Origin of the sequence: Shewanella sp. UCD-KL21, assembly GCF_001957135.1 — a bacterium.
GTDB lineage: Bacteria > Pseudomonadota > Gammaproteobacteria > Enterobacterales > Shewanellaceae > Shewanella.
In genome coordinates this window covers 1-22821 of record NZ_MPHK01000023.1, presented here as the reverse complement: position 1 = coordinate 22821, position 22821 = coordinate 1, and the positions used below count along the sequence as shown (strand labels likewise).

The 22821-nt window shown below is 42.1% G+C and carries 23 protein-coding genes; 6 read left to right on the top strand and 17 right to left on the bottom strand.

From position 1 onward, the window contains the following. Positions 1-78: 78 nt before the first annotated feature. From bfr (BM739_RS16950) to BM739_RS16885, 14 genes are all read right to left on the bottom strand, one after another. The gene (bfr, locus tag BM739_RS16950) at positions 79-546 is read right to left on the bottom strand and encodes a bacterioferritin (protein ID WP_076542791.1); all 468 of its coding nucleotides are present in this window, start codon (positions 544-546) and stop codon (positions 79-81) included. Positions 547-558: 12 nt separating this feature from the next. Beyond that, positions 559-1029: a bacterioferritin gene (bfr, locus tag BM739_RS16945; RefSeq protein ID WP_076542788.1), complete on the bottom strand. Its 471-nt coding sequence runs from the start codon at positions 1027-1029 to the stop codon at positions 559-561. A 324-nt stretch (positions 1030-1353) separates the two neighbouring features. Next, a complete protein-coding gene (gene nqrM, locus BM739_RS16940; protein WP_076542875.1) occupies positions 1354-1575 on the bottom strand; it encodes a (Na+)-NQR maturation NqrM in 222 nt (73 codons plus the stop codon). 47 nt (positions 1576-1622) lie between these two features. Continuing rightward, positions 1623-2636, bottom strand: a complete 1014-nt coding sequence (locus BM739_RS16935) for an FAD:protein FMN transferase (protein ID WP_076542785.1) — start codon at positions 2634-2636, stop codon at positions 1623-1625. Between the two features lie 216 nt (positions 2637-2852). Continuing rightward, entirely contained in the window at positions 2853-4100 is a 1248-nt protein-coding gene (gene nqrF, locus BM739_RS16930; protein WP_076542782.1) for an NADH:ubiquinone reductase (Na(+)-transporting) subunit F, read from the bottom strand. A gap of 44 nt (positions 4101-4144) precedes the next feature. Continuing rightward, entirely contained in the window at positions 4145-4753 is a 609-nt protein-coding gene (gene nqrE, locus BM739_RS16925; protein ID WP_076542779.1) for an NADH:ubiquinone reductase (Na(+)-transporting) subunit E, read from the bottom strand. Positions 4754-4758: 5 nt separating this feature from the next. Next, entirely contained in the window at positions 4759-5391 is a 633-nt protein-coding gene (locus BM739_RS16920) for an NADH:ubiquinone reductase (Na(+)-transporting) subunit D (protein ID WP_076542777.1), read from the bottom strand. Next, the gene (locus BM739_RS16915; protein ID WP_076542774.1) at positions 5391-6185 is read right to left on the bottom strand and encodes a Na(+)-translocating NADH-quinone reductase subunit C; all 795 of its coding nucleotides are present in this window, start codon (positions 6183-6185) and stop codon (positions 5391-5393) included. Before BM739_RS16915 ends, BM739_RS16920 begins: the two co-directional genes overlap by 1 nt. Then, positions 6175-7374, bottom strand: a complete 1200-nt coding sequence (locus BM739_RS16910; RefSeq protein ID WP_076542771.1) for an NADH:ubiquinone reductase (Na(+)-transporting) subunit B — start codon at positions 7372-7374, stop codon at positions 6175-6177. The genes BM739_RS16915 and BM739_RS16910 overlap by 11 nt, the downstream gene beginning before the upstream one ends. Continuing rightward, positions 7374-8708: a Na(+)-translocating NADH-quinone reductase subunit A gene (locus tag BM739_RS16905; protein ID WP_076542874.1), complete on the bottom strand. Its 1335-nt coding sequence runs from the start codon at positions 8706-8708 to the stop codon at positions 7374-7376. Before BM739_RS16905 ends, BM739_RS16910 begins: the two co-directional genes overlap by 1 nt. A gap of 427 nt (positions 8709-9135) precedes the next feature. After that, positions 9136-11211: a TonB-dependent receptor gene (locus BM739_RS16900; protein WP_076542769.1), complete on the bottom strand. Its 2076-nt coding sequence runs from the start codon at positions 11209-11211 to the stop codon at positions 9136-9138. 195 nt (positions 11212-11406) lie between these two features. After that, positions 11407-11916 carry an S-ribosylhomocysteine lyase gene (luxS, locus tag BM739_RS16895; RefSeq protein WP_076542766.1) on the bottom strand — a complete coding sequence of 170 codons (510 nt, stop codon included), beginning with the start codon at positions 11914-11916 and terminating at the stop codon, positions 11407-11409. Between the two features lie 265 nt (positions 11917-12181). Continuing rightward, on the bottom strand, positions 12182-12481 hold the full coding sequence (locus BM739_RS16890) for a BolA family transcriptional regulator (protein ID WP_076542763.1): 300 nt from the start codon (positions 12479-12481) through the stop codon (positions 12182-12184). Positions 12482-12635: 154 nt separating this feature from the next. Further along, positions 12636-13298: an alpha-ketoglutarate-dependent dioxygenase AlkB gene (locus tag BM739_RS16885; RefSeq protein WP_254843574.1), complete on the bottom strand. Its 663-nt coding sequence runs from the start codon at positions 13296-13298 to the stop codon at positions 12636-12638. A 273-nt stretch (positions 13299-13571) separates the two neighbouring features. Here BM739_RS16885 and BM739_RS16880 point away from each other — a divergent pair, with 273 nt between their 5' ends. Beyond that, positions 13572-15323 (top strand): diguanylate cyclase, encoded by a 1752-nt coding sequence (locus tag BM739_RS16880; RefSeq protein ID WP_076542760.1) that lies wholly within the window; start codon positions 13572-13574, stop codon positions 15321-15323. On the opposite strand, the gene BM739_RS16875 is transcribed toward BM739_RS16880, so the two are convergent. Beyond that, the gene (locus BM739_RS16875) at positions 15300-15656 is read right to left on the bottom strand and encodes a winged helix-turn-helix domain-containing protein (RefSeq protein WP_076542757.1); all 357 of its coding nucleotides are present in this window, start codon (positions 15654-15656) and stop codon (positions 15300-15302) included. The genes BM739_RS16880 and BM739_RS16875 overlap by 24 nt on opposite strands. A 161-nt stretch (positions 15657-15817) precedes the next feature. On the opposite strand from BM739_RS16875, the gene BM739_RS16870 reads away from it, so the two are divergent. Both BM739_RS16870 and BM739_RS16865 read left to right on the top strand, forming a co-directional pair. Next, the gene (locus BM739_RS16870) at positions 15818-16570 is read left to right on the top strand and encodes a PH domain-containing protein (RefSeq protein WP_076542755.1); all 753 of its coding nucleotides are present in this window, start codon (positions 15818-15820) and stop codon (positions 16568-16570) included. Beyond that, positions 16563-18257 carry a PH domain-containing protein gene (locus BM739_RS16865; protein WP_083698205.1) on the top strand — a complete coding sequence of 565 codons (1695 nt, stop codon included), beginning with the start codon at positions 16563-16565 and terminating at the stop codon, positions 18255-18257. The genes BM739_RS16870 and BM739_RS16865 overlap by 8 nt, the downstream gene beginning before the upstream one ends. Before the next feature lie 122 nt (positions 18258-18379). On the opposite strand, the gene BM739_RS16860 is transcribed toward BM739_RS16865, so the two are convergent. Continuing rightward, the gene (locus BM739_RS16860; protein WP_076542753.1) at positions 18380-18811 is read right to left on the bottom strand and encodes a universal stress protein; all 432 of its coding nucleotides are present in this window, start codon (positions 18809-18811) and stop codon (positions 18380-18382) included. Positions 18812-19178: 367 nt separating this feature from the next. Here BM739_RS16860 and BM739_RS16855 point away from each other — a divergent pair, with 367 nt between their 5' ends. The 3 genes from BM739_RS16855 to BM739_RS16845 all read left to right on the top strand — a co-directional run bounded on the left by BM739_RS16855 (position 19179) and on the right by BM739_RS16845 (position 22210). Beyond that, positions 19179-20603 (top strand): coniferyl aldehyde dehydrogenase, encoded by a 1425-nt coding sequence (locus BM739_RS16855; protein ID WP_076542751.1) that lies wholly within the window; start codon positions 19179-19181, stop codon positions 20601-20603. Between the two features lie 212 nt (positions 20604-20815). Further along, positions 20816-21427, top strand: coding sequence for a TetR/AcrR family transcriptional regulator (locus BM739_RS16850; RefSeq protein ID WP_076542749.1), 612 nt, complete (start codon positions 20816-20818; stop codon positions 21425-21427). Between the two features lie 297 nt (positions 21428-21724). Further along, on the top strand, positions 21725-22210 hold the full coding sequence (locus BM739_RS16845; RefSeq protein ID WP_076542747.1) for a VOC family protein: 486 nt from the start codon (positions 21725-21727) through the stop codon (positions 22208-22210). Between the two features lie 211 nt (positions 22211-22421). Here BM739_RS16845 and BM739_RS16840 read toward each other — a convergent pair. Next, positions 22422-22821: group II intron maturase-specific domain-containing protein (locus tag BM739_RS16840; RefSeq protein ID WP_303046102.1), on the bottom strand; the 400-nt coding region annotated here is incomplete at its 5' end.

Sequence of the window (22821 nt, the reverse complement as noted above, 5' to 3'; positions counted from 1 at the left end):
TTACCGATTTATAACGCTTAAAAAACCCATAAAAAAAGCCTAACTCAGTTAGGCTTTTTTTGGCGGCAAACTCAATGATTACATTTTGGTTTGCAGATAGTTTTGTAAACCAACGCGATCAATTAATCGGATTTGCTTCTCTAGCCAGTACATGTGATCTGACTCGGTATCATCAAGTAATACTTCTAAGATCTCACGGGTTTGGAAGTCGCCTTTTTCTTCACACAAAGCGATGACTTCACGTAAATGATCAGCTACTTGATATTCGTAGCTCAAGTCATTTTTAAGCATCTCTTCAACGTCTTTACCGATGTTTAATGCTTCACGACTTGCAACGTCTGGCGTGCCTTCCAAGAAAAGAATCCGCTGAACTAACTTAGCAGCATGGGCTTTTTCGTCATCAGACTCATGTAAGATGCGCGTATAAAGTTCATCAAATCCCCAATCTTCATACATGTGTGCATGTACAAAGTATTGATCCATCGCTGACAACTCACCGGTTAATAATGCATTTAAAGCTGCAATAACTTCTGGATTACCTTTCATGATAATGTCCTATTAATCTTTAATTTGTGATTGAAGATAGTTCTGAATACCGGTTTGGTTAATCAGTTCTTTTTGGGTTTCGATCCAGTCAAGATGCTCTTCTTCATCTTCAAGTAAATCTTCGAGTAAATCACGAGTAACGTAATCGCGCTCTGCTTCACAAAGCTTAATCGCCTCACGTAACACAACCAGCTGCTCGAGTACCGCTTGCTGATCACAATCAAACATTTCTTCGCAATGCTCACCAATGCGTAACTTGTCTAATTGCTGAAGGTTAGGTAAACCTTCCAAAAACAATACTCGCTCAATTAACTTGTCTGCATGTTTCATATCTTGAATAGATTTTTTATATTCTTTCTCATTGAGGTTTTCGAGTCCCCAATGCTTAAACATACGCGCGTGTAGAAAATATTGATTAATGGCAGTGAGCTCACATGTCAGTACACGATTAAGCTGACTAATTACTTTTGGATGGCCTTTCATGATTTAGTCCTTAAATGCTAGATTGATCTGGATCAATTTCGACCAGCATAGTACATGTGACTTTAAAAAACAAATTCCCTTTATTATCATAAACTTAGTTATTGATAACTATTATCATTATAACTTAGGTTCTTATCTCGCTTCAGTATTTTCACCTTTGAAAATTTCTTAATAGAATCACATCTCTAGCTAATTTGGCTGGATTTTAAGGGTGACAATAATCACACAAGCAAGGGCAAATGTTAGCTATATTTAGTTTTGTAAATTTTGTAACAGTCGTAAAAAAGCCCACTTGAACGTGGGCTTAATGTTAATGCTGGCGTACTAGATAATCCGGTTTTGATTCAGTTTCGCTTCTCTTTCCGCTTCAGCCATGCGACGTTTGCGTTTATCACATGGGTCATCACAGTCGCAGGCCTTTTCAATACCTAAGACCCCTAAACCACCACAACTGCCTTCAACTGCCTTGCGCTTCACGATATAGCCCACAGACATTAATAAAAAAAATAATAACAACACCACAAATGCTGCGATAAAAGTACTCATCATATTCTCCAAGCTAAATTGGTCATCAAATAAATCTATAAATGGCATTAACGAATGTAAGGTGCAAACGCCTCACTATAAAATACATCATAATCATCGTCGTCTTTTTCAATCAGCATTACTGGCAGTTTCTCACGCTCAGCTAACGCTAAAGACGCCTCGGTACCCAGTACCATCATTGCAGTTGCATAGGCGTCTGCAGTCATGCTATTAGGGTGCAAAACGGTTACTGAGGCTAACTTATGCTTTATTGGATAACCGCTTCTAGGGTCAATTAAATGCGAAAAACGCTCGCCGTTTTCTTCATAATAAATTCTGTAATCACCAGATGTTGCTAGCGCCATATTACCAGGCTCTATTACCTGTTGAATAGCCGCGCCTTGGCTCGAAGGTTTCTCAACAGCAATACGCCATGGACTACCGTCATTTTTAACACCTTTAACGCTAATCTCACCACCAATTTCCACTAAATAGCCCTCTACTTGGTATTTATTTAGTAGTGCTGCAATTTTATCGACACCATAGCCTTTAGCAAGGGAAGATAAATCAATGTAGAGATCAGGGCTTAACTTGGTGACTGTTAAATCTTTAACACTAAAACCATGAATATCCGATTTAGCTTTCACCTCGGCAATCATTTCAGCACTTGGGATCGCTGTTGGGCGCTTATCAGGGCCAAAGCCCCACAGGTTAACCAATGGCCCTAAGGTAATATCCAGTGCACCTTGGGTCGTGTCGTACAGGCGTAAGCCTTCATTTAAAACCTTGGCCGTATCTGCTGACACTTTCAGGCGTTGATTAACAGCTAGCTGGTTAAAACGTGATAGCTCTGACTTCGGTCTGTAAGTGGACATTTGATCATTAACTAACTCGAGGGCGATATCAATTTCAGCTTGCAGTAGTTGAGTGGTTGGCAGGCGTTCATTACGTACCACTTTTATATGATAAGTGGTGCCCATGGTATTGCCTGACAGTGACACTATCTTATCTTCAGTTCCACAGCCGACTAAAATCAACAAACCCAAAAATGCTGCCAGTGCCTTAAACGAATTTTTTATCATGTTAATGTTCAAATTATCTATTTTTATATGGTTAATGTTTAAATCAGTATTAATTAAAGCAACAGCGGCTAATGCAACAGCGGCTAATGCAACAATAACTAAACTACACAGTCCCTAAAATAAAAATTGCAGCTAGCTTAACAATGGTGACCACCGTGTCAGCGAGCTGCAATTTATGACGTTCAATGTCTTTTGCAAAGGGTTAGCGGTTAATCACTAACCACCAAAGTCATCGAGTAAGATGTTTTCATCTTCAACGCCTAAGTCTTTAAGCATACCAATTACCGCAGCATTCATCATTGGAGGTCCACACATGTAGAACTCACAATCTTCTGGTGCGTCATGGTCACGTAAGTAGTTTTCGTACAATACGTTATGAATAAAGCCTGTGTAGCCATCCCAGTTATCTTCCGCTTGCGGATCAGATAGCGCAACATGCCACTTAAAGTTTTCATTCTCAGCTGCTAAGCCATCGAAATCTTCTACGTAGAACATTTCACGCTTAGAACGCGCACCATACCAGAAACTCATCTTACGTTTAGACTGTAAACGCTTAAGTTGGTCAAAGATATGTGAACGCATTGGCGCCATACCAGCACCACCACCGACAAACACCATTTCAGCATCGGTGTCTTTAGCAAAGAACTCACCAAATGGACCTGAAATCGTGACTTTGTCACCTTCTTTGAGGCTCCAAATAAACGATGACATCTTACCGCAAGGTAAAGTTAGGTTACGTGGAGGCGGCGTAGCGATACGCACGTTCAACATGATAATACCGAACTCTTCTGGGTAGTTAGCCATTGAGTATGCACGAATGGTTTCTTCATCAACTTTAGATTCTAAGTTGAAGAAACCAAAGTGTTCCCAATCGCCACGGTATTGCTCTGGTACATCAAAGTCAGCATATTTTACATGGTGAGCTGGGGCTTCAATTTGAATATAGCCACCCGCGCGGAACGGCACAGACTCGCCATCAGGAATTTGCAGCTTAAGCTCTTTAATGAAGGTCGCTTTGTTATCGTTAGAGATAACTTCACATTCCCACTTTTTGATGCCGAAAATCTCTTCATCAAGTTCGATTTCCATGTCAGTTTTAACGTTAACCTGACAGGCTAAACGACAACCTTGACGTGCTTCACCTTTGCTTATGTGATCAAGTTCAGTAGGCAGAATATCACCACCACCAGACTTAATGTTTACTCGACACTGACCACATGAGCCACCGCCACCACAAGCACTTGAAACGAAAATACCATTGTTAGCTAGTGCGCCAAGCAGCTTGCTACCAGCACCGGTTTTAATTGCTTTTTCGCTATCATCATTAATTGAGATAGTGATATCACCGCTGGCTACTAGTTTAGATTTAGCAAATAAAATCACTAATACTAAAACCAGTACAATCGCGGTAAACATACTCACACCTAGATAAACATCTATCGGAGTAGCTTTAAGAATATCCATTAACTTATCCTTTAAGGTTCAAATTAATACGTCGTATGGGTGTCTTAAAGAGACACACCTGAGAACGACATGAAACCTAGCGCCATTAAGCCAGAAGTGATAAAGGTAATACCTAAACCACGTAGCCCTTTAGGCACATCAGAATACTTCATTTTCTCACGTAGACCGGCAAGCAATACAATTGCTAATGCCCAACCAACACCAGAGCCGATACCAAATACCAAACTCTCGCCAAGGTTATAGTCACGCTCAACCATGAATGAAACCGCACCAAAAATTGCACAGTTAACCGTGATCAATGGTAAGAAAATACCTAATGCGTTGTACAAAGGTGGAAAGTACTTATCTAACGCCATTTCCAGGATTTGTACTAATGCAGCAATAACACCAATAAAGGTAATGAACTTCAAGAAGCTCAAATCTGCATCAGGTACACCTGCCCAAGCTAGTGCGCCCGGAGCCAGTAAACCTTGATAGATGATTTGGTTAACAGGCACTGAAATTGCCAGTACCACAATTACCGCAACACCTAGCCCCATCGCAGTGGTGACTTTCTTTGATACCGCTAAGAAAGTACACATACCGAGGAAGAAGGCTAACGCCATGTTCTCAATGAAAATCGAACGAATTAACAGACTAATATAATGTTCCATTGCGCCTACCCTTTTGCTTCTACTTGCTCTGGCTTATAAGTACGGATAATCCAGATCAGCATACCGATCAAGAAGAACGCACTTGGAGGAAGAAGTAACAAGCCATTAGGCTGATACCAACCACCGTCAGAGATTTTGCTGAGGATTTCAACGCCGAACAATGAACCATTACCGAGTAGTTCACGGAAGAAACCAACTGATAATAGAATGGCGCCATAGCCTAAGCCATTACCAATACCGTCCATAAAGCTCATCAGTGGCGGCGTTTTCATTGCGTATGCTTCTGCACGGCCCATTACAATACAGTTGGTGATAATCAAGCCAACAAATACTGATAATTGCTTCGCTACGTCATAGGCGTAAGCTTGCAATACTTGGTCTACAACAATTACTAATGAAGCAATAATTGTCATTTGCACAATAATACGAACACTGCTTGGAATATGATTACGTAGTAACGAAATAAATAAGTTCGAACACGCGGTCACCGCAGTCAATGCTAATGTCATGACAATGGCGGTTTCCATTTTAGCGGTAACAGCCAGTGCACTACAGACACCCAGAATTTGCAGAGCAATTGGGTTGTTATTAATGATAGGTCCAGTCAGAACCTGTTTAAGTTCTTTAACGTCAGCCATTAGCCTAGTCCTCCATTGCGTGCTTTTTCGATAAAGCGTGCAAAACCTTCTTCACCTAACCAAAACGTTAGTGAGTACTGAACACCGTTACTGGTCAAGGTCGCACCCGATAAGGCATCAACACCGTGAACTGAAGATGCAATTGTCGGGATCTTAGTGACTTGAATAGCTAAATCGCCATTGTCGTCATAAAGTTTTTTCCCTTGCCACTTAGCAATCCACTGAGGATTTTGAACTTCACCACCTAAGCCCGGTGTTTCACCAGAACCTGTGAAGTCGTAATACACTAAGCTACGAATGGTATTCATATCCGCTTCAACCGCTAAGAAGGCAAACATGGTTGACCATAAACCGTAGCCTTTAACAGGAATAATCACGGTTTGTAGTTCATTGTTGTCATCTTTAACTAGATAAACAACACCTTGGTTTGCTACGCGCTTAACTGAGGCAATGTCATTTTCAGGCTTGAAAGACGTTGCAGGGGTACGTGCCGCTTTTTCAACATCAAAAGTATCAGCATCGCCTTCAACAAACTCACCGGTTTTTAAATCAACAAGACGAGCTTCAACGTACTTACCATACTTTGCAATAATAACGTCTTTCTCAACTTTGCCAGCTTTAGTATCCACTAAACCTGCCGCTTCAAGAATGTACTTTTGCTTATCTAGCAATTTATTCTCTTGCTGAATTGGCTTAAGTAATACTGCTGCCGTTGATACCAACATTGAGCAGATAAAACACAGACCAATTACAACAAATAATGTTTTGCCGATTGATTCTTTATTACTGGCCACGAGCAATCCTCCGCTTCACATTTGCTTGAACCACGAAATGGTCAAATAACGGTGCAAATAAGTTAGCAAACAGGATGGCTAACATCATTCCTTCTGGGAACGCTGGGTTAATGACGCGAATAAACACTGCCATTGCACCAATTAAGATACCGTAAGCCCATTTAGCATTGTTGGTGAAAGACGCAGAAACTGGGTCTGTCGCCATAAACATCATACCGAAGGCAAATCCGCCTAAAACAAGATGCCAATACCAAGGTGTTGCAAACATTGCGTTAGTGTCGCTACCGATAAAGTTAAGTAGGTAAGAAACTGCAATCATGCCCATCATCACACCAGCAATAATGCGCCATGAGGCGATACGGGTATAAACGATAACTGCGCCACCTAGCAAAATAGCAAAGGTAGAGACTTCACCCACAGAACCAGGAATGAAACCTAAGAAAGCATCCCACCAGTTAGCGCTAGTGTATTCAAACGTGCCTTGTGCCGCTTGGCTTAATGCCGTAGCACCAGAGAAACCGTCAGCCACAACCCATGTTGTATCACCTGACATGCTTAACGGATAGGCAAAGAATAAGAAGGCACGGCCGGCAAGCGCTGGGTTTAAGAAGTTACGACCTGTGCCGCCAAACACTTCTTTTGCAACCACAACACCAAAGGTAATACCCAGTGCAACCATCCATAATGGAATTGTTGCTGGTAAGGTCAGCGCAAATAGAATTGAAGTCACAAAGAAACCTTCGTTAACCTCATGGCCACGTACAGAGGCGAATAAGACTTCCCAGAAACCACCCACGGCAAACGTCACCGCGTAAATAGGTAGGAACCAACAAGCGCCATACCACATCAGTGCAGGCACACCTGAACTTGCGGTTAATTCAGTACCAAATAGGCTGAATAGGCTGACTTGCCATACATCAGGCGTTGCAAAGCCAGCCAGCAGTGCATCTTGTGCTTGCAAGCCAACGTTGTACATACCAAAAAACATTGCCGGGAAAGTACAGGCCCAAACCGTAATCATCATACGTTTTAGATCAAGGCTGTCACGCACGTGCGTGGTGCCTTTGTTTACTTTTCCTGGAGTGTAAAACACTGTCGCAGCCGCTTCATAAAGGGCGTACCACTTCTCGTACTTGCCGCCTTTTTCAAATTGCGGTTCAATACGCTCGATAAAATCTTTCAAGCTCATTAGCCTTCCCTCTCGATCGTATCTAAACAATCACGCAGATATGATGCATAGTCATACTTGCCTGGACATACGAAGGTACACAATGCCAAATCTTCTTCATCTAGCTCTAGTGCGCCCAGTGCAACGGCACCGTCATAATCACCAGAAACAAGGTCGCGAAGTAACATTGTCGGTAAGATATCTAATGGTACAACACGTTCATAGTTACCAATTGGCACCATGGCACGATCTGAACCACCCGTAGTTGTGGTCATATTAAACAGACCAGTACGGTTTAAGTGACCTAAGAATGCGCGAGTGATAGAGAACTTATCAGCACCAGGCATAGCCCAACCAAATAATTCTTTTTCATTGCCTTCTTTCAACAAGCTAAGTTGTTGATGATAGCGACCTAAATAGCCATGAGGACCCGCCGCTTGGCGCCCGCTCAATACTGAACCTGAGATAACTCGAACATTGTCAGTTTCAATTTCGCCAGCAGTTAATTCAACAGTGCTAGCACCTAATACTGTACGAACTAAACGTGGATTTTTAGCTTCAGGGCCAGCAATCGCAATAACACGTTGAGTGTTAAGTTCACCTTGGGTGAATAATTGACCAACAGCAATCACGTCTTGGTAGCCTATATGCCAAACCGTACGTGTTGCAGAAGCAGGAAGAAGATGATGAATGTGAGTGCCCACTAGGCCAGCAGGATGTATACCTGCAAACTCTTCAACTTGAGCATTGCCAGAAGGAATATCAGCACCAGGTGCTTTAGCAAGGAAAACTTTGCCTTCTGTTAATTTCGCTAGTAGCGTCAAGCCGTTAGCAAAATCATCTTTATGCTCAGCAATCACTACAGCAGGATCTGCAGCAAGTGGCTGAGTATCAATTGCGGTGACGAAAATACCAGCAGCGACTGAATCAACAGCAGGTACTTTACTGAAAGGGCGAGTTCGTAAAGCTGTCCAAAGACCTGATTCAATCAAGTTTTCTCTGACAACGTTAGCATCTAACGTGTTAAGTTCATCAGCGCTATATTGCGTAAAGCTGACTTTATCATCACCTTCAACGTCGATAACCACTGACTGAAGTACACGTTTCGCACCCCGGTTAATTTCTAATACAGTACCACTAGCTAAAGCAGTATATTTAACGCCAAGGTTCTTTTTATCTTCAAAAATCACCTGACCTTTCGAGACTTTTTCGCCAACCTTGATTTTCATCGTTGGACGTAAGCCAATATACTCTTCACCCAAAGTCGCTACGTTCTTAATGGCTGGGCCATTATGGATAACTTGCTCTGGGCCACCTGCTAGAGGTAGTTCCAATCCTTTCTTTATTGTAATCATATCCACAAGCACTACGTTTGAAGGAAAGACAATGCGCCGCGTTCCTACCCAAAAGAAAACAAAGTGTTAACAAACACTTCAGTGTTGAGCTAGCGCAGATTTATCACGGAAATGCGATCGCAATCACGCTGGTCGCGCGCATTTTACCCCAAAATGTGCGCTATCGCCACGAAAAAAATCGGTGATTGAATTTTTAGATTGTTCATTTTTAAACAATTCACCTAAAAAGGGTGTGGAAACGTCTGATTTAACGCCATTGAATGCAATATTTCAGTAACAGAGGCACTATAACATTAATTTTAAAAGAAATAATACAATAAGTGATTTGCGATTTTGTTAACAAATGTCGCATTAGCACGAGCTAAAATAGCCCGTACTAAAGCATAATTAAAACAAGTAGCTACAAGAGGGGTAACTGGTGGGATACTTAGAATTTAGCCTGATAACCAAGGTAACTCAGCATCTCGCCTTGGGAGATAATGCCTGAATTTGACTGCTGACTGATTAAATCTTCATCAAGTAAGTTTTCTATACGCAAATAAACTTCGTGAACATTAGAAATATGGTAGTTCGCTGCCAAGTCTAGCTTCCATTGTGTATCAATTTGTTCACCGCCATTAATGGCAGTGGCATAACCCATTTCTGATTGATATAGCGCTTGGGCGATGACACTAAATTGACCCATTATCATGCCCGCATTTAAAGCTAATTGTTGCTCAGGCACCCAAGGCAGTTGTTCGTCTTTGGCATAAAAGCCAATCAGCTCACTCACGCCAGTTTCACCAAACTCTGCTTGGGTATATTGGTACTGAACAGAAAGTGGGATAGAAAAACCGTCAAAGCCAATGTGGTAATCCACCGACAAGTCGATACCGTTAACGGAGGTATCGTTAATATTGTCTTGCACATAACGTTGCGAATAATCACACACCATGCTCCACATACAGCTCACATGCTGATTATCAAAGTCTTGGACATAGGCATTGAGGCCAACATTCAGTGCATCATTGCTATAACCAAGCGCTAATTGATACTGCAGCGATTCCTGTGCTTGCTGCAATGCATTGCCCGCTCCAGCCGCAGTCCAAGCTTGTTTAGCTGAAACAGCCGCTTTCCAAGCACCTGTGGTATAGGCAATTTCTACTGATGGGATCCAGCCATCATCAGAAAAGTCAGCCGCCTCTATCCCATAGGCTTCAATACCAATTTCACGGGTGGTACTGACACTTTCAAAGCTTAAACCTAGATTTATCGATAAGGCGCCATAGTTTAGTTTGCCATCGGCGCTGGTGATCAGCACGTTGACGTCGTCATCATAGGCTAGCAGCGCATTATCTATATTGGTGCTGGCTAAACTTCTATCTTGGCTCCAAGTCCAGTCTTGCTGGCCAAAACGCATTTTGGCACTGTCTGAATGAAACAGCGCACCATAGGTCACTTGATGAGCGCCGTATTGACTTACACCTTCTGTTTGCAAGCCATAACCTGAATATTGATTATCTTCAAGCATAGAGCCTAAAGCCAAACCGCCTGCTGTCGGGGCTTTATCAAAAGCTGACATTGCTGATAATTCAGCCGCACCAATAAACACGCCAGATAACGAGTTTAATTGCGAGATTTGCTCATCATAGGATTGATAATAAAAGTCGGACATCACCACCGAGCCATCACTAAGATTAACAATATGGCTCACTTGATACTTATGGCGCTGGCCTTCACGATTATCATTTTCGGTAGCTGAATAAGCGCGACCTGGTTTTGCCTGCCAATCTTGACTGGTTAAACCGATATTGGAATGATCATTTTCTGAGTTAGTGTACTGATACATAAACTCTGTCGTTTGTGGGTTTCTGGCGCCAGCAAGACTATCAGCATTAATTTTGAACATGATATCGGTTTGGCTGTGATCGCTATCAACATTGGTCACAAAGCCTGTTTCTTCGGCGGTATTTTGATAATCCACCGCAAACAGCATGCCGTATTCTTTATTTAAGCCACTGGCAATGGCGCCAACTCGGCCACCACCATTGTCATTAATTTCGATGTTAGCCTGAGCATCTAATTTAGTCGGGCTGATCTGCGCCGTGATGTAATCGACACTACCAAAAGCCCCTTTGCCGCCTTTTGTCACTCCAGTCATGCTGGCTGTAGCCACTTGGGTTTGCAAGGCTAAATTAGGTTGTAACACCAGATGCGGAGCAGAATAAGGAGAAGGTGAATAGGACACTCTATCTTGGGAAATCGCAATTCCATTGACCGCGCCGCGATGACTGACGCGAGTGGCTTGTCCCATGGCAGCAGGCATGATTGTCATTCCTGATAATGCTAGGGGCATTGTACTGCTGCGATAATGAAATGGAGCAGTCTGAGGCTGGTCGAGTACAACAGTATTATTTGATTCATCCAAGGATGCCGTGCCAGAGGTTGCAGCAAAACTTGAAGAATGACACACAAACAGCACAGCAGAAGCAATTACAGACAAGCTGAATTGGCCTTTAGACATGGTTAACTCCCAAAATACATCATCGGCATCGCAATCCGCTACGCCTTTATTATTATAAATAACATCCTATTACTAACTTTTAACAATAACGTTTTCATGAAAATAAAAACAGTATTTTAATAAAATTAACCACAAAAAAACAAAGCGGCCGAAGCCGCTTTGGTGTCAAACTAAAACCTAAGATTAACTGCTAGCCTATAGCGTACCTAAAATATCGTCACTCAATTTAAGGTCATCATTACGATTGACAGTCACGCCAGCAGCAATAATGGCACGCGCAATATCTTGGGCTTGTTCAAGTGAGTGCATGTCATAAGTGCCACACTGATACTCATTCAATTCTGGGATCTCACTTTGTTTGACCACTTTAAGTACATCACCCATTGCTGCGAGCCACGCATCAGCAACAACCCGCTCTGTCGGCTGACCAATCAGGCTCATGTAAAAACCGGTGCGACAACCCATTGGCGATATATCAATAATTTCTACCGTGTCACCATTTAAATGATCACGCATAAAGCCGGCAAATAAGTGCTCAAGGGTATGAATACCACGTTCACTTAAAATATCTTTATTTGGCGTACAAAAACGCAAGTCAAATACCGTAATGGTGTCACCTTTAGGTGTACTCATATGCTTTGCGACACGCACAGCTGGAGCTTCCATTCGTGTATGATCAACAGTGAAACTATCAAGTAAAGGCATGACTCATTCCTTAAGGCTAAGTAAAAGATGTTTGGCATCATAGCATCAAATTTGAAAGCAGACAGCTTTGTAAATATGAGATAAACCGGAGTTATCTTCATGTAATAAATTGTCTATATTAAAAACTGATGACCGATACTCATTACTTTTATTAAAACACGAAAGCCTGAAAAGCAAAAAACCTCATCTAAAGACGAGGTTTTGATTTTTAAGCTTATTTGGCTAAATTGCCTTAATCTGCAATGACCATAAATGGCCTTATGGATCAACCTTTACAGTTTGGCGTTTTAGGCACTGCATCTAATGCTTGCCACTCGGCCTGAGTATAAGCATTAATGGAAAGTGCATGCACACCATTGGCTAACTCTTCTGCTAACACAGCATTTACTGCTCGGTGGCGGGCAATTAATCGCTGCGCTTCAAACTGCTCGCTAACAACCACAACTTTAAAGTGTGTTTCTGAGTTAGGCGGCACATGGTGGCGATTGCTTTCATTAAGCACATCTAAATGTATCGGACTAAAAGACTGGTTCAGTTTATCGCTAATGATTTGTTCAACTGACATAACAAACTCTTTATAACTACATTTTAAAGTTTGAAGACTACTGCTTAACTCTCCATAAATCAAACTAGCCAGTCGGCAATCTGATTTAAGTGGCAATTTTAGTTAACAATGCAAGCTCACCCAGTAAGTTAAAGATTAAGCTGACGAATTAGCCCTACAATTGATGATAACCAACAATTAACTGTCTAAAGGTTAGATTTAACCGACAGCTCTTAACCTTTAAACGCTTTGGTATTGCATGTTGCCACTGTGATTGCATCCCTTGATGCATAATGACTAAATCGCCGCTTTCAAGCTCAATGTTTTGTTTGATATTGAGGCTTTTATGCCGTAATGCAAAGGTTCGGCTAGCGCCAATACTGATTGACACAATTGCGCTATTAGCCACGATTTCAGGCTCATCATCACTATGCCAGCCCATAGAATCTAAGCCGTTTTGATAACGATTAACCAGTACCCCGTTGCAATTAAACTGCAGCTCATCCAGCAGCCGCTGCCTTAAATCTGCTAATAAGTGTGGCCAAGGTTGCGGTGAAATTAATAAAGAAGAATATTGATATTCACAACCAGGATCAGCAAACCATACTTGAGCCCGAGGAATAGGGTGCTGTTTACCAAAAAGAGTAATAATCGGTTTTTCAAAGGGGTAGCTATCGGCATCGGCTAGCAGCTGTTGCTGCTGTGCTCCTGATAAAAAGCCCTTTATATACGTTATTGGTGCAGCTATTGACGCGCCATGGAGCTTGGATTTAGCGCTGGGGCTGTTCTGATTATCACTGCTGTGCTCATCAGATAATTTAAATTCGATTTGTTTCACCCCCTCCCTCCTTTGCCTCTTAAAGCCGCTAACGTTGACAACCGATACTTTGTGACTAATCCTTTAGTATATCAACAAATTCATTTACATCTTTTTAATATTAACTCACTAAGCTTTATGAGAGCCTAAAATTGCAACGTAAGCTGTTTTATTGAGCTAGGCGAACCGCCTTAATGTTTATCCCAACACGTTCATTGCACCAGCGCCGCCACTATCTTATCGGCGCTTGTAGCACTGTTAGTCTATAAAAGATAAAGGTAGTTTATTGCACTTATGAAATGGATATTGGATCTGCTTGTCAATCTAAGCATTATGTTCAGCTTAAGCATTGCCGTTTTCAACATCAGCAATGCCCATGCTGAAAAGCTCAACTTAACTGAACGTTACACAGCGCCAATAGGCCAATCTATAGGGTATTACACCGAAACAGATCGTATTAACGCATCGCAAGCTTATCAATTATTCCGTAATGGCCACTTCCGATCTGGCAGCGAGGAAATTAGCAACCATGGCATCGGCTCTAATCCAGTATGGATTAGTTTATCCATTAATAATCCAACGCAAACTCAGATAAACCGCATCATCCACCTTGATAATTACTGGCTCGATGAAGTCAGTGCTTATTGGCTAAGCTCAGATAGAATTGATCATTTTGAGCACCAAGGCGATCTATCGCTATTTTATAAACAACCGACTTTTCAACCCAGCTATAATTTTCAATATAGCTATCCGCCAGGCATAACCACAGTATTAATCAGGCTTCAAACCCTAGATGCCATGGTCATTCCGGTATATCTATTTGATCAAAACCAAAGCGCTCAAAACAGTATTTTTAATTCCTATAGCTATGGTTTTTTATACGGCGCGATTATTGCGTTGCTGATTTATAACTTTATTTTATTTTTAGGTTTACGCCTAAGAAGCTACTTTTACTACTGCCTCTACTTACTTAACTTTTTGGTATTAAACATGGCATATAGTGGACATGGTTCATTATGGCTATGGCCTAACTCACCTTTTTGGCAACAATGGGCTGTGCCAATCCTCATGGTTACGTTCTGCTCCAGTGGTATTGTATTCGCGTGCCACTTTTTACGTCTGCGATACCAACTGCCGTTATTACATAAAATTTTAAAGAGCTTATGTGTGCTGTTTCCGCTGTTAATGTTATTGGCCGTAATACTGCAAGATAGAGTACTAGGATTGATTTTTGCCTTTGATCTTATGCTGTTATTCAGTGGTTTAATGATTGTGCTAGGGGTGCTGTCGCTTAACTTTGGCAATATTTCAGCGCGGCTATTTTTACTGGCCTCCATATCATCAATGATTGGGGTTGCCATCACCGCCCTTGCCGTTTGGTCCTATATTCCCTTTAATAATTTTACCTATCGCGCCGCTGAAGTCGGTATGTTTATTGATGTGCTATTACTCGCATTAGCATTAACCGAGCGATTTAGACGAGTTGAAAATGAAAAACTGATCGCAGAAAAAATGGCCCGAATGGATCCGTTAACCCGGCTTAATAACCGCCGCGCTTTTTATCAATTAGTTGAGCCGCAATTTAGCGATGACAATCACGCTATTGAGCAAGCTAGTGATTGCTCTTCTATCGTAATGATTGATATTGATAAATTTAAAGATATTAATGATAACTACGGCCATATTTTTGGTGACTTGGTACTGGTCAAAGTCGCGTCAGTCATCAGAGACACTTTACGCAAGCATGACATTGTTGCGCGCTGGGGTGGTGAAGAGTTTATTGTTTTTTTACCGCAAACTCATGCACAAGAAGCCGATAGCTTAGCGATGCGCATTTGTGAAAATATTGCCAAACTGAATTTGCAGTATCAACACACTAAAGTACAGGTCACAGCCAGTATTGGCATAGTGACCAGTAATGCTGAAATCTATCAATTACCAGCCTTAATTGAACAAGCCGATAAACACCTATATCAAGCTAAACGAGCCGGCAGAAACAGAATATGTAATAGTGAGCAGGCATTAACCCATAGCGTCGCCAGTTAATGATGGCTCAAGTGCTAATGTAATTTTATCAAAATGACTGTTTACCCAAGCAGCATCAATCGGCCCCCAAGCTAACAGCTGATAAAAACCAGCATTGTGTCTTTGCCCCTGCTGTACAAATTGCACATCAATGCCAATGTCAGTGAGAGCGGCAATGGTGTCTTGCAAGGTGCGTCTTGGCATTTGGGTCTGCTTTTGTAATGACAACAAATTATGCTGTTGCTGCTCAATGAGTCCCGCCAGATAAATTTTACGTAAAAATGCTTTTTGCGCCTTAGAGACAGGTCGCGCTAAAAATCCATTATTAGTCGCCAAACCAGTTACTTTTTCCATATTACTCAATCCCATATACTATATAAGGCTAAAGTAATGGATAATCAGTAGTTAAGAAAGCCTAATCGACACTTTTTATTCATCAACCTTTTACCCGTCAAGCTTGTAGTAAACAATCTTTAGCAACAATTTTACGACTAACTTAGCAAAAGGATTTATCTATGTCGGCCACACCAGAATCAGATGTGACAGCAGCTAACACCTCAGAAAAACTGCTCATAGCTGAGGCCCAGTGGCAGAGCTACACAAAAGTGACATTAACCAAGGTAGATAAAAACTACCCCAAGCAAATCCTTACCCAAAGCATTGGACTGCTATTGTTAATAATAGCCGCGTTAGTGATCGTCATGACATTAAACCAAGCCTTAGGAGCTGATGAATACCTTATCATTAGCGCAATATTGATTGTCGGTTCAGTGCTAACTTTAATGCGTTTTTTGGCGGCAAAAAAATTGCGCTACGGCGTGCTTGAACATGAAATATTAATACGCCAAGGCTTATGGTGGATAAAAACCACCGCGCTGCCTTATAGCCGCTTACAGCATGTGAGTTTGTCGCAAAACCCATTACAACGACGCTTTAATTTAGCCAGTATAAAATGCTTTAGTGCAGGCAGCGGCGCAGCAGAGATTTTCCTCCCGGGACTGAGCTTTCCCCTCGCTGAAAAGTTAAGGCAGCACTTACTGAATAAAGCCTCTTCTCATCAACAGCCGCACTCCTCAGATATAAGCTCTAACATAAGCTCTAATATAGGCTCTAATATAGGCTCTGACATAAACTCAGATACAAGCTCAAATATAAGCTCTAATTTAGGCTCAGATACAAGCTCAGATACAAGCTCAGATACAAGCTCAAATATAAGCCCTGTAATAAGCACTGAAAAGCCGCGAACAAAAGAGGCCGCTGATGAGTAACCAGCCCAATGAGCCTCAAGAAGATAACAAGACTTCAGTAGCCCACTCTTCACTGCAGGCCTCTGAGAGTGACTCATCACAAGTAACTCAAGCGACACAAGCAACACACGCGGCTTTAGAATCAGCCTCAAAATCCACTGCAGCTGACGATAATGTCAATCCATTAACCCAATGGCAATCGCTGTCTCCTTGGTCAATGCTAAGCTTTATTTTTGGCAGTGCAAAGGCCATTTTATCTAATGGTTACGCCATCATTCCAGTTGTGTATGCCGGTTGGCACAGTGGTTTTGATTTAAAAATGGGTCTGCTGGGCTTTATTGCGGCAATAGTTTTACTGACTATATTTTCTTTTATTCAATGGCAAACATACCGCTTTAAGCTTTCAGGGCAACAACTCAATATAAAACGTGGGCTGTTTTTTACCCGTAAAGATGAAATCCCACTCAACAAAATTCAAAATATCCGTTACAGCCAGCCGTTTTATTTCAAACCATTTAAGCTCGGTACCTTAATCGTTGAAACTGCAGGCTCAAAAGATGACGAAGCGCATTTATCGGCGCTAGACGCTACCCAAGCCAGCAAGCTTAAACAGCAATTACTGCAGCTCGCTCCCCAGCAGCTTGCAACTTATGACGCTGTCGATGAAATCAGCACTGAAAACACTGCCGATAGTGTTAACACACCTAGCAATAAAACCCACAAAACGATTGTGGTGCGTAATTTAAAGCAGCTAATCCAATTTGGTTTTTATCAGAATAATTTGATTTGGTTTGCGGTTATCGCAGGCCCCATCATGGGACAAGTTCAATGGGAGCAGATCGTGGAGCTTCCTATTATTCAACAATTTTGGAGCGTTATTGTCAGCTATAGCGGCCCAAGTATTGCTCTACAAGCCATGGCCATTATGCTGACATTGTTGTTGATATATTGCCTGTTTTCGATAATTTCTATTGTGGCGGCAGTACTTAAATATCATCCTTATACATTAGACAAACAGCAACAAACCCTGCAGCGCAGTGGCGGGATAATCTCCCATCAGCAAGATGCATTAGCTATTCGACGCGTGCAATTAGTGCACTTTAGCCAGCCATTTTTAGCGAAATTATTGGGCTTATGGACACTGTATTTTAAGCAGGTGAAAGGCCAAGAGGTTGAGCAAAAAACCACTGAACACATGTTACTACCCAGCGTTAAAACTGCAGAGATTGCCACAATATTGGCGCAAATACCGCAATTAGCAGGCGGGGCAACAAATATCCCAGCGAGATACCAAGCTATTGCTTTGGCATGGTTTTTAAGGCGCGGCTTGTTAATGTACATTCCTGCGCTATTAATTTTAATCTATACCGGCTTAAATCCGATCTCTGAAGTGGCTTTATTGATTGCTACTGCGGTTATGGCACTAACCTTTTTGCGCTACAAGCAGTGGGGCTATGTAATTGAAGATGAGGTGTTATGGCAACATAGCGGCTTATTCGGCCACCATTGGAAACGGATCCACTACGAGAAAATACAGCATGTATCTATCACCCAAACCAAAGGGCAGCAACGCAGCGGTTATGCCTATATCGAAATTGGCCTAGCTAGCGGCAGCTTAACTCTGCCCTACATCGCTGAAAAAGATGCCTTATTCATTGCCGAAAAAGCCATGCAAACCATTAAGCAAGATTACCGTAATTGGATATAAACGCTTATCTTAATGGCATATTGGCTTATGGCGAATCACTGGCACTGACATTAGCACTAAACATTCAGCCAATGTGAGTTAGCACTAGTTAGCACTTGTTCAGTAGTACTTGCTGACTCGCGCTACTTAACCACTAGCACAGGACAGCTAGCCTGATTAGCCACCTCTTCGGCAACATTGCTATGCAGAAAATGGGCTAAACCACTGCGTCCATGGCTGGCAATCACCACCATACCAATGTCGCCTTTGTTGGCCTCATCGACAATTTCCTCTATGGCATCACCACGCCTAATGACTGTTTCGACCTTCAAGTCGGTATTTAAATCAGCAAGTAAACTCTGCATTTTACTGGCCGCGGCCTCTTCCATGCTTTTAGCGAGTTCCTCAGGAGTAATAGCCAAAATCATGTAGTTTTCATCACCAAGGGGCTGAGCAACCACATGTAAAATACGAATACCCACTTCATATAAATTGGCCATTTCAATGGCATATCGCAGCGCATGGGACGCTGTTTCAGAAAAGTCTGTTGGCCATAATATTGTACGTGAACGCATGTGAGTTCCTCCTGTAGATAAAATAACTAAGCTTGAGCATTAAACTAACTTATCCAACTTAACGATGTGAATGTCGTTAGCGAAATATAGCTCACGCTATAAAGTAAGCATCATCAATGCAATCATGGCTATAGTGATAAATAACAATCATAGTTAGCATCAAAGATAGCATGATAGTTTTAGATACAAACTGCTTAAATATCCCTCTATTTAAAGTGTAGTGCAAATAGTAAAAAACCACCTTGACCCAGCTCAAGAATCCAAAGGCTTGCAATTAGACCTAACCCAGCACATACTAAACCGACTAATCAGTCGGTTTTAATTTATTGAAATGATGTCAGTATCAATATCACTCTAGGAGCGCTTTATGAATATGGCCGCTAACAATGCTCAGCAAAGTCCATTACAACAATTACTTCAGCAGCAACGCCAAGCCTATCAGTCAATGCCTGCGCCTAGTTATCAATCCAGAGTCGATAAACTCAATAAACTCAAAGCCGGCTTGCTCAGTTATAGTGAGCAATTTGTTAGCGCATTAGCCACAGATTATGGCCATCGCTCAGCCAATGACACCATGATCTCAGACATCATGCCTTGCGTGAATAACATCAACTACAGCCTGAAACACCTAAAATCGTGGATGAAACCCAATAAACGCCATGCAGGGTTATTGCTGTCCCCTTCTTCGGTCACAGTGCATTACCAACCCCTTGGGGTTGTTGGCATAATCGTGCCGTGGAATTTCCCTGTCATGCTGGCTGTTGGCCCGTTAATTACCGCCATTGCGGCAGGTAATCGCGCCATGCTTAAAATGTCAGAATTTACCCCAGCCACCAACCAAGTATTGATTCGCTTATTAGCAGAGATATTTAGCCAAGATGAAGTAGCCGTGGTGGAAGGAGAAGCCGATGTTGCCGCGCAATTTTCAGCCCTGCCTTTTGATCACTTATTGTTTACCGGCTCCACCACCGTAGGTCGTCACGTCATGCGCTCAGCCGCCGATAACCTCACTCCGGTCACCCTTGAGCTAGGCGGCAAGTCACCGGTCATTGTGGCCCCTGATATTGATATCGATACTGCTGTTGAGCGCCTGATTTACGGTAAATGTTTAAATGCAGGCCAAATCTGCGTCGCGCCCGATTATATTTTGTGTCCAGAAGACAAAATCGATGCGCTAATCAGTGCCTACAAAACTCGTTTTAATAACATGTACCCAGACTTTGCCAGCAATGAAGACTATGGCAATGTGATTAATCAGCGCCAATACAGTCGCTTACTCGCTGTACTTGATGACGCTAAACAAAAAGGCGCGACCATTCACCCCGCCACTGAGTTCAGCATTGATAGCGAAATACGTAAACTACCAACACAGCTAGTGACCAATGTCAGTGCTGATATGGCCATTATGCAACAAGAAATCTTCGGGCCATTACTGCCGATAATCGGTTATAAAGATCTTGATGAAGCCATTGAATATATTAATAACAATGAGCGTCCATTAGCGCTTTATATCATGAGTTTTGACAGTCAAACCCAGCAACATATTATCCAACAAACCCACTCTGGCGGCGTATGTATTAATGAGACTATCTTCCATGTGGCAGCCGATGACGCGCCCTTTGGCGGCATTGGCCCATCAGGTATGGGCCATTATCATGGTAAGGAAGGCTTTTTGACTTTCAGCCATGGGAAAACGGTCTTAAAAAGCGGCAAGTTCAATTCAGGTTTACTGGTGCACCCGCCTTACGGCACTAAAATCCAAGCCTTGTTGATGAAGTTTTTCCTGCGCTAACGCGCTAGATAAGTGCCAATATTTGAGTGTGCGATTATCGCCTTGGTGCTAAACTCGCACGCTCAAAATCCTGATTGATAATCGGCCTTTTTATTAACCGCTTTGTAATTAATAGCTCATTAATAGACAGCTTATTGATAGATAGCTCATTCATAAACCGTCCCTTAATAGAGAGCTCAGTAATAAATAGCTCATTGAAATACGAACAGCATATGACCCAAACTGTAGCCAACAAAAAACCTAAACTAGATAAGAAACAAGCGATACTCGATAGCGCTTTACAGCTATTTGTTGAGCAAGGGTTTCATGGCACATCCACCGCATCCATCGCTAAAAAGGCCGCTGTCGCCACTGGGACATTATTTCATCACTTTCCCAGTAAAGATGACTTGCTCAATCACTTATTTGTTTCTATTAAACAAGAACTTGCTGACGATATTACTCAAGCTTTAGCCAATTTCGACAATGCAGGCAAAGATTTAAAAACCGATGCCGAATACCTTTGGCAACAAGCCATTGATTGGGCCTTAAAACACCCGATTAAGCAGCGCTTCTTTTTGCAATTTTCGATGTCCAACGACATTGATGCCGCAATCCGTGGTCAAGCCATGAACGGTATTTTGCATTTTGTAGTGCAGCTTATTACTAAAGGCCAGCAACAAAAGATTATTGCTGATTTTCCTATCCCATTAATGCTTGAAAACTGTCACGGCCAATACCTTGCCGCTATACGCTACTTTACTGATAACCCGCAATGGGGCAACGACCCAAGTCAGCGCCAAGCAAGCTTTGAATTATTTTGGCGCGCAATGAAAGCCCAGTGATCTTCTTTTATCGTCAAAACCTCCTTAAAGCCAGTTAGCTGATGACTGGCGAAAGCTGCTAAAGCTTAACCGCTACCCCTAGCCGCTAACCACTTCAGCAAATCTCCTCCCCAGCTCCAAGCATACAATTGACCAACCATGCGATTGGTCCATACAATTGACCTACACAGCAGATAACAAAATTTTATTGTTTTTATAAAATTTGATAATTTTATTAAATCAACACCTCATCCTATACTTCTGCCATCAAAACGAACAAGCAACAGCTTAGCAATTAACGTATAAGGCGAGATTATTATGAAAATGAGTCATGTAGGTATTATGGTTGGTGACATGGATAAAGCCGTCGAGTTTTATACCCAAGCATTAGGTCTTGAAATTGTCATGGGCAAATCAGCAGTCATTGAAGAAAAACAAACTGCCATTGGTAGAATGTGTATTGCGGTGTTTGGTGAAGGTTTCAAAGGTTTTAACATTGCTCACCTCGTCACGTCTGATGGCATCGGCTTTGAGTTGTTTGAAATGAAAGACCGCGAACAAAGACATCATGTCGACTTCACTAAAATCGGTATCTTCCATTACTCGTTAGAAACAGATGATTTTGAAGGCGTTATCGAGCGAGTTGAAAAGTTCGGCGGTAAAGTCAGAATGGACATCATGCGCTATCATCCAGAAGATGATAATAAGCCTTACAAAATGGTGTATTTAGAAGACCCATTTGGAAACTTATTTGAACTTTATTCTCATACTTATTCAGAAACTTACTCTTCTGAATACACATAAGAATTAAAGAATATAAAAAGCAGCTAACCTGGGTTAGCTGCTTTTTTTTGTATTAGAGAAGTTTGTAGGCAAGTATTATTTAAGCACCTAAATCACTTTTGTCGGATAGGCGACACCTGTTACCAAGTGCCGCCCTCCTAAGAACCGTACGTGCAACTTTCACTGCATACGGCTCAAGCCTCCACTAAGGCGTGTTCTGTTACCCAGCACCCTACATCGCAGCCAAGACAGGCTCAAACCATGAGTTTCTACCTTCCTTTGCCCGTTTTCGCTTACCTAAGTAAGCTTCATGTTCGGGGTCGTAAGGTGTCGCTGCACTCCTGATTTTTACATGTCTTTTTATGAGCGTTTGAGCTATTTGGACAAGGTTAAATCGACAATCCATGTTCGCTATTTTCTGCCAACCATGAAATTGCCATTGCCCCTTACCATCCAAATAATATTTACGCCTCACCCAGTCTTTACTTTTCGTTGGATGACGCCTAACGGCCCAACGCCATAACAACCAGAAAAGTTGATACCCTACATAACCGAAAACTTGTTTTGCAACACTGTGGCGATAATAGTTCGCCCATCCTCTCAGTTTCGGATTTAATATTTTGATTAAATCG

Coding starts and splice junctions, on each gene's coding strand:
- bfr (WP_076542791.1), bottom strand. CDS start 546: ATGAAAGGTAATCCAGAAGTTATTGCAGCTTTAAATGCATTATTAACC.
- bfr (WP_076542788.1), bottom strand. CDS start 1,029: ATGAAAGGCCATCCAAAAGTAATTAGTCAGCTTAATCGTGTACTGACA.
- nqrM (WP_076542875.1), bottom strand. CDS start 1,575: ATGAGTACTTTTATCGCAGCATTTGTGGTGTTGTTATTATTTTTTTTA.
- BM739_RS16935 (WP_076542785.1), bottom strand. CDS start 2,636: ATGATAAAAAATTCGTTTAAGGCACTGGCAGCATTTTTGGGTTTGTTG.
- nqrF (WP_076542782.1), bottom strand. CDS start 4,100: ATGGATATTCTTAAAGCTACTCCGATAGATGTTTATCTAGGTGTGAGT.
- nqrE (WP_076542779.1), bottom strand. CDS start 4,753: ATGGAACATTATATTAGTCTGTTAATTCGTTCGATTTTCATTGAGAAC.
- BM739_RS16920 (WP_076542777.1), bottom strand. CDS start 5,391: ATGGCTGACGTTAAAGAACTTAAACAGGTTCTGACTGGACCTATCATT.
- BM739_RS16910 (WP_076542771.1), bottom strand. CDS start 7,374: ATGAGCTTGAAAGATTTTATCGAGCGTATTGAACCGCAATTTGAAAAA.
- BM739_RS16905 (WP_076542874.1), bottom strand. CDS start 8,708: ATGATTACAATAAAGAAAGGATTGGAACTACCTCTAGCAGGTGGCCCA.
- BM739_RS16900 (WP_076542769.1), bottom strand. CDS start 11,211: ATGTCTAAAGGCCAATTCAGCTTGTCTGTAATTGCTTCTGCTGTGCTG.
- luxS (WP_076542766.1), bottom strand. CDS start 11,916: ATGCCTTTACTTGATAGTTTCACTGTTGATCATACACGAATGGAAGCT.
- BM739_RS16890 (WP_076542763.1), bottom strand. CDS start 12,481: ATGTCAGTTGAACAAATCATTAGCGATAAACTGAACCAGTCTTTTAGT.
- BM739_RS16880 (WP_076542760.1), top strand. CDS start 13,572: ATGAAATGGATATTGGATCTGCTTGTCAATCTAAGCATTATGTTCAGC.
- BM739_RS16875 (WP_076542757.1), bottom strand. CDS start 15,656: ATGGAAAAAGTAACTGGTTTGGCGACTAATAATGGATTTTTAGCGCGA.
- BM739_RS16870 (WP_076542755.1), top strand. CDS start 15,818: ATGTCGGCCACACCAGAATCAGATGTGACAGCAGCTAACACCTCAGAA.
- BM739_RS16865 (WP_083698205.1), top strand. CDS start 16,563: ATGAGTAACCAGCCCAATGAGCCTCAAGAAGATAACAAGACTTCAGTA.
- BM739_RS16860 (WP_076542753.1), bottom strand. CDS start 18,811: ATGCGTTCACGTACAATATTATGGCCAACAGACTTTTCTGAAACAGCG.
- BM739_RS16855 (WP_076542751.1), top strand. CDS start 19,179: ATGAATATGGCCGCTAACAATGCTCAGCAAAGTCCATTACAACAATTA.
- BM739_RS16850 (WP_076542749.1), top strand. CDS start 20,816: ATGACCCAAACTGTAGCCAACAAAAAACCTAAACTAGATAAGAAACAA.
- BM739_RS16845 (WP_076542747.1), top strand. CDS start 21,725: ATGAAAATGAGTCATGTAGGTATTATGGTTGGTGACATGGATAAAGCC.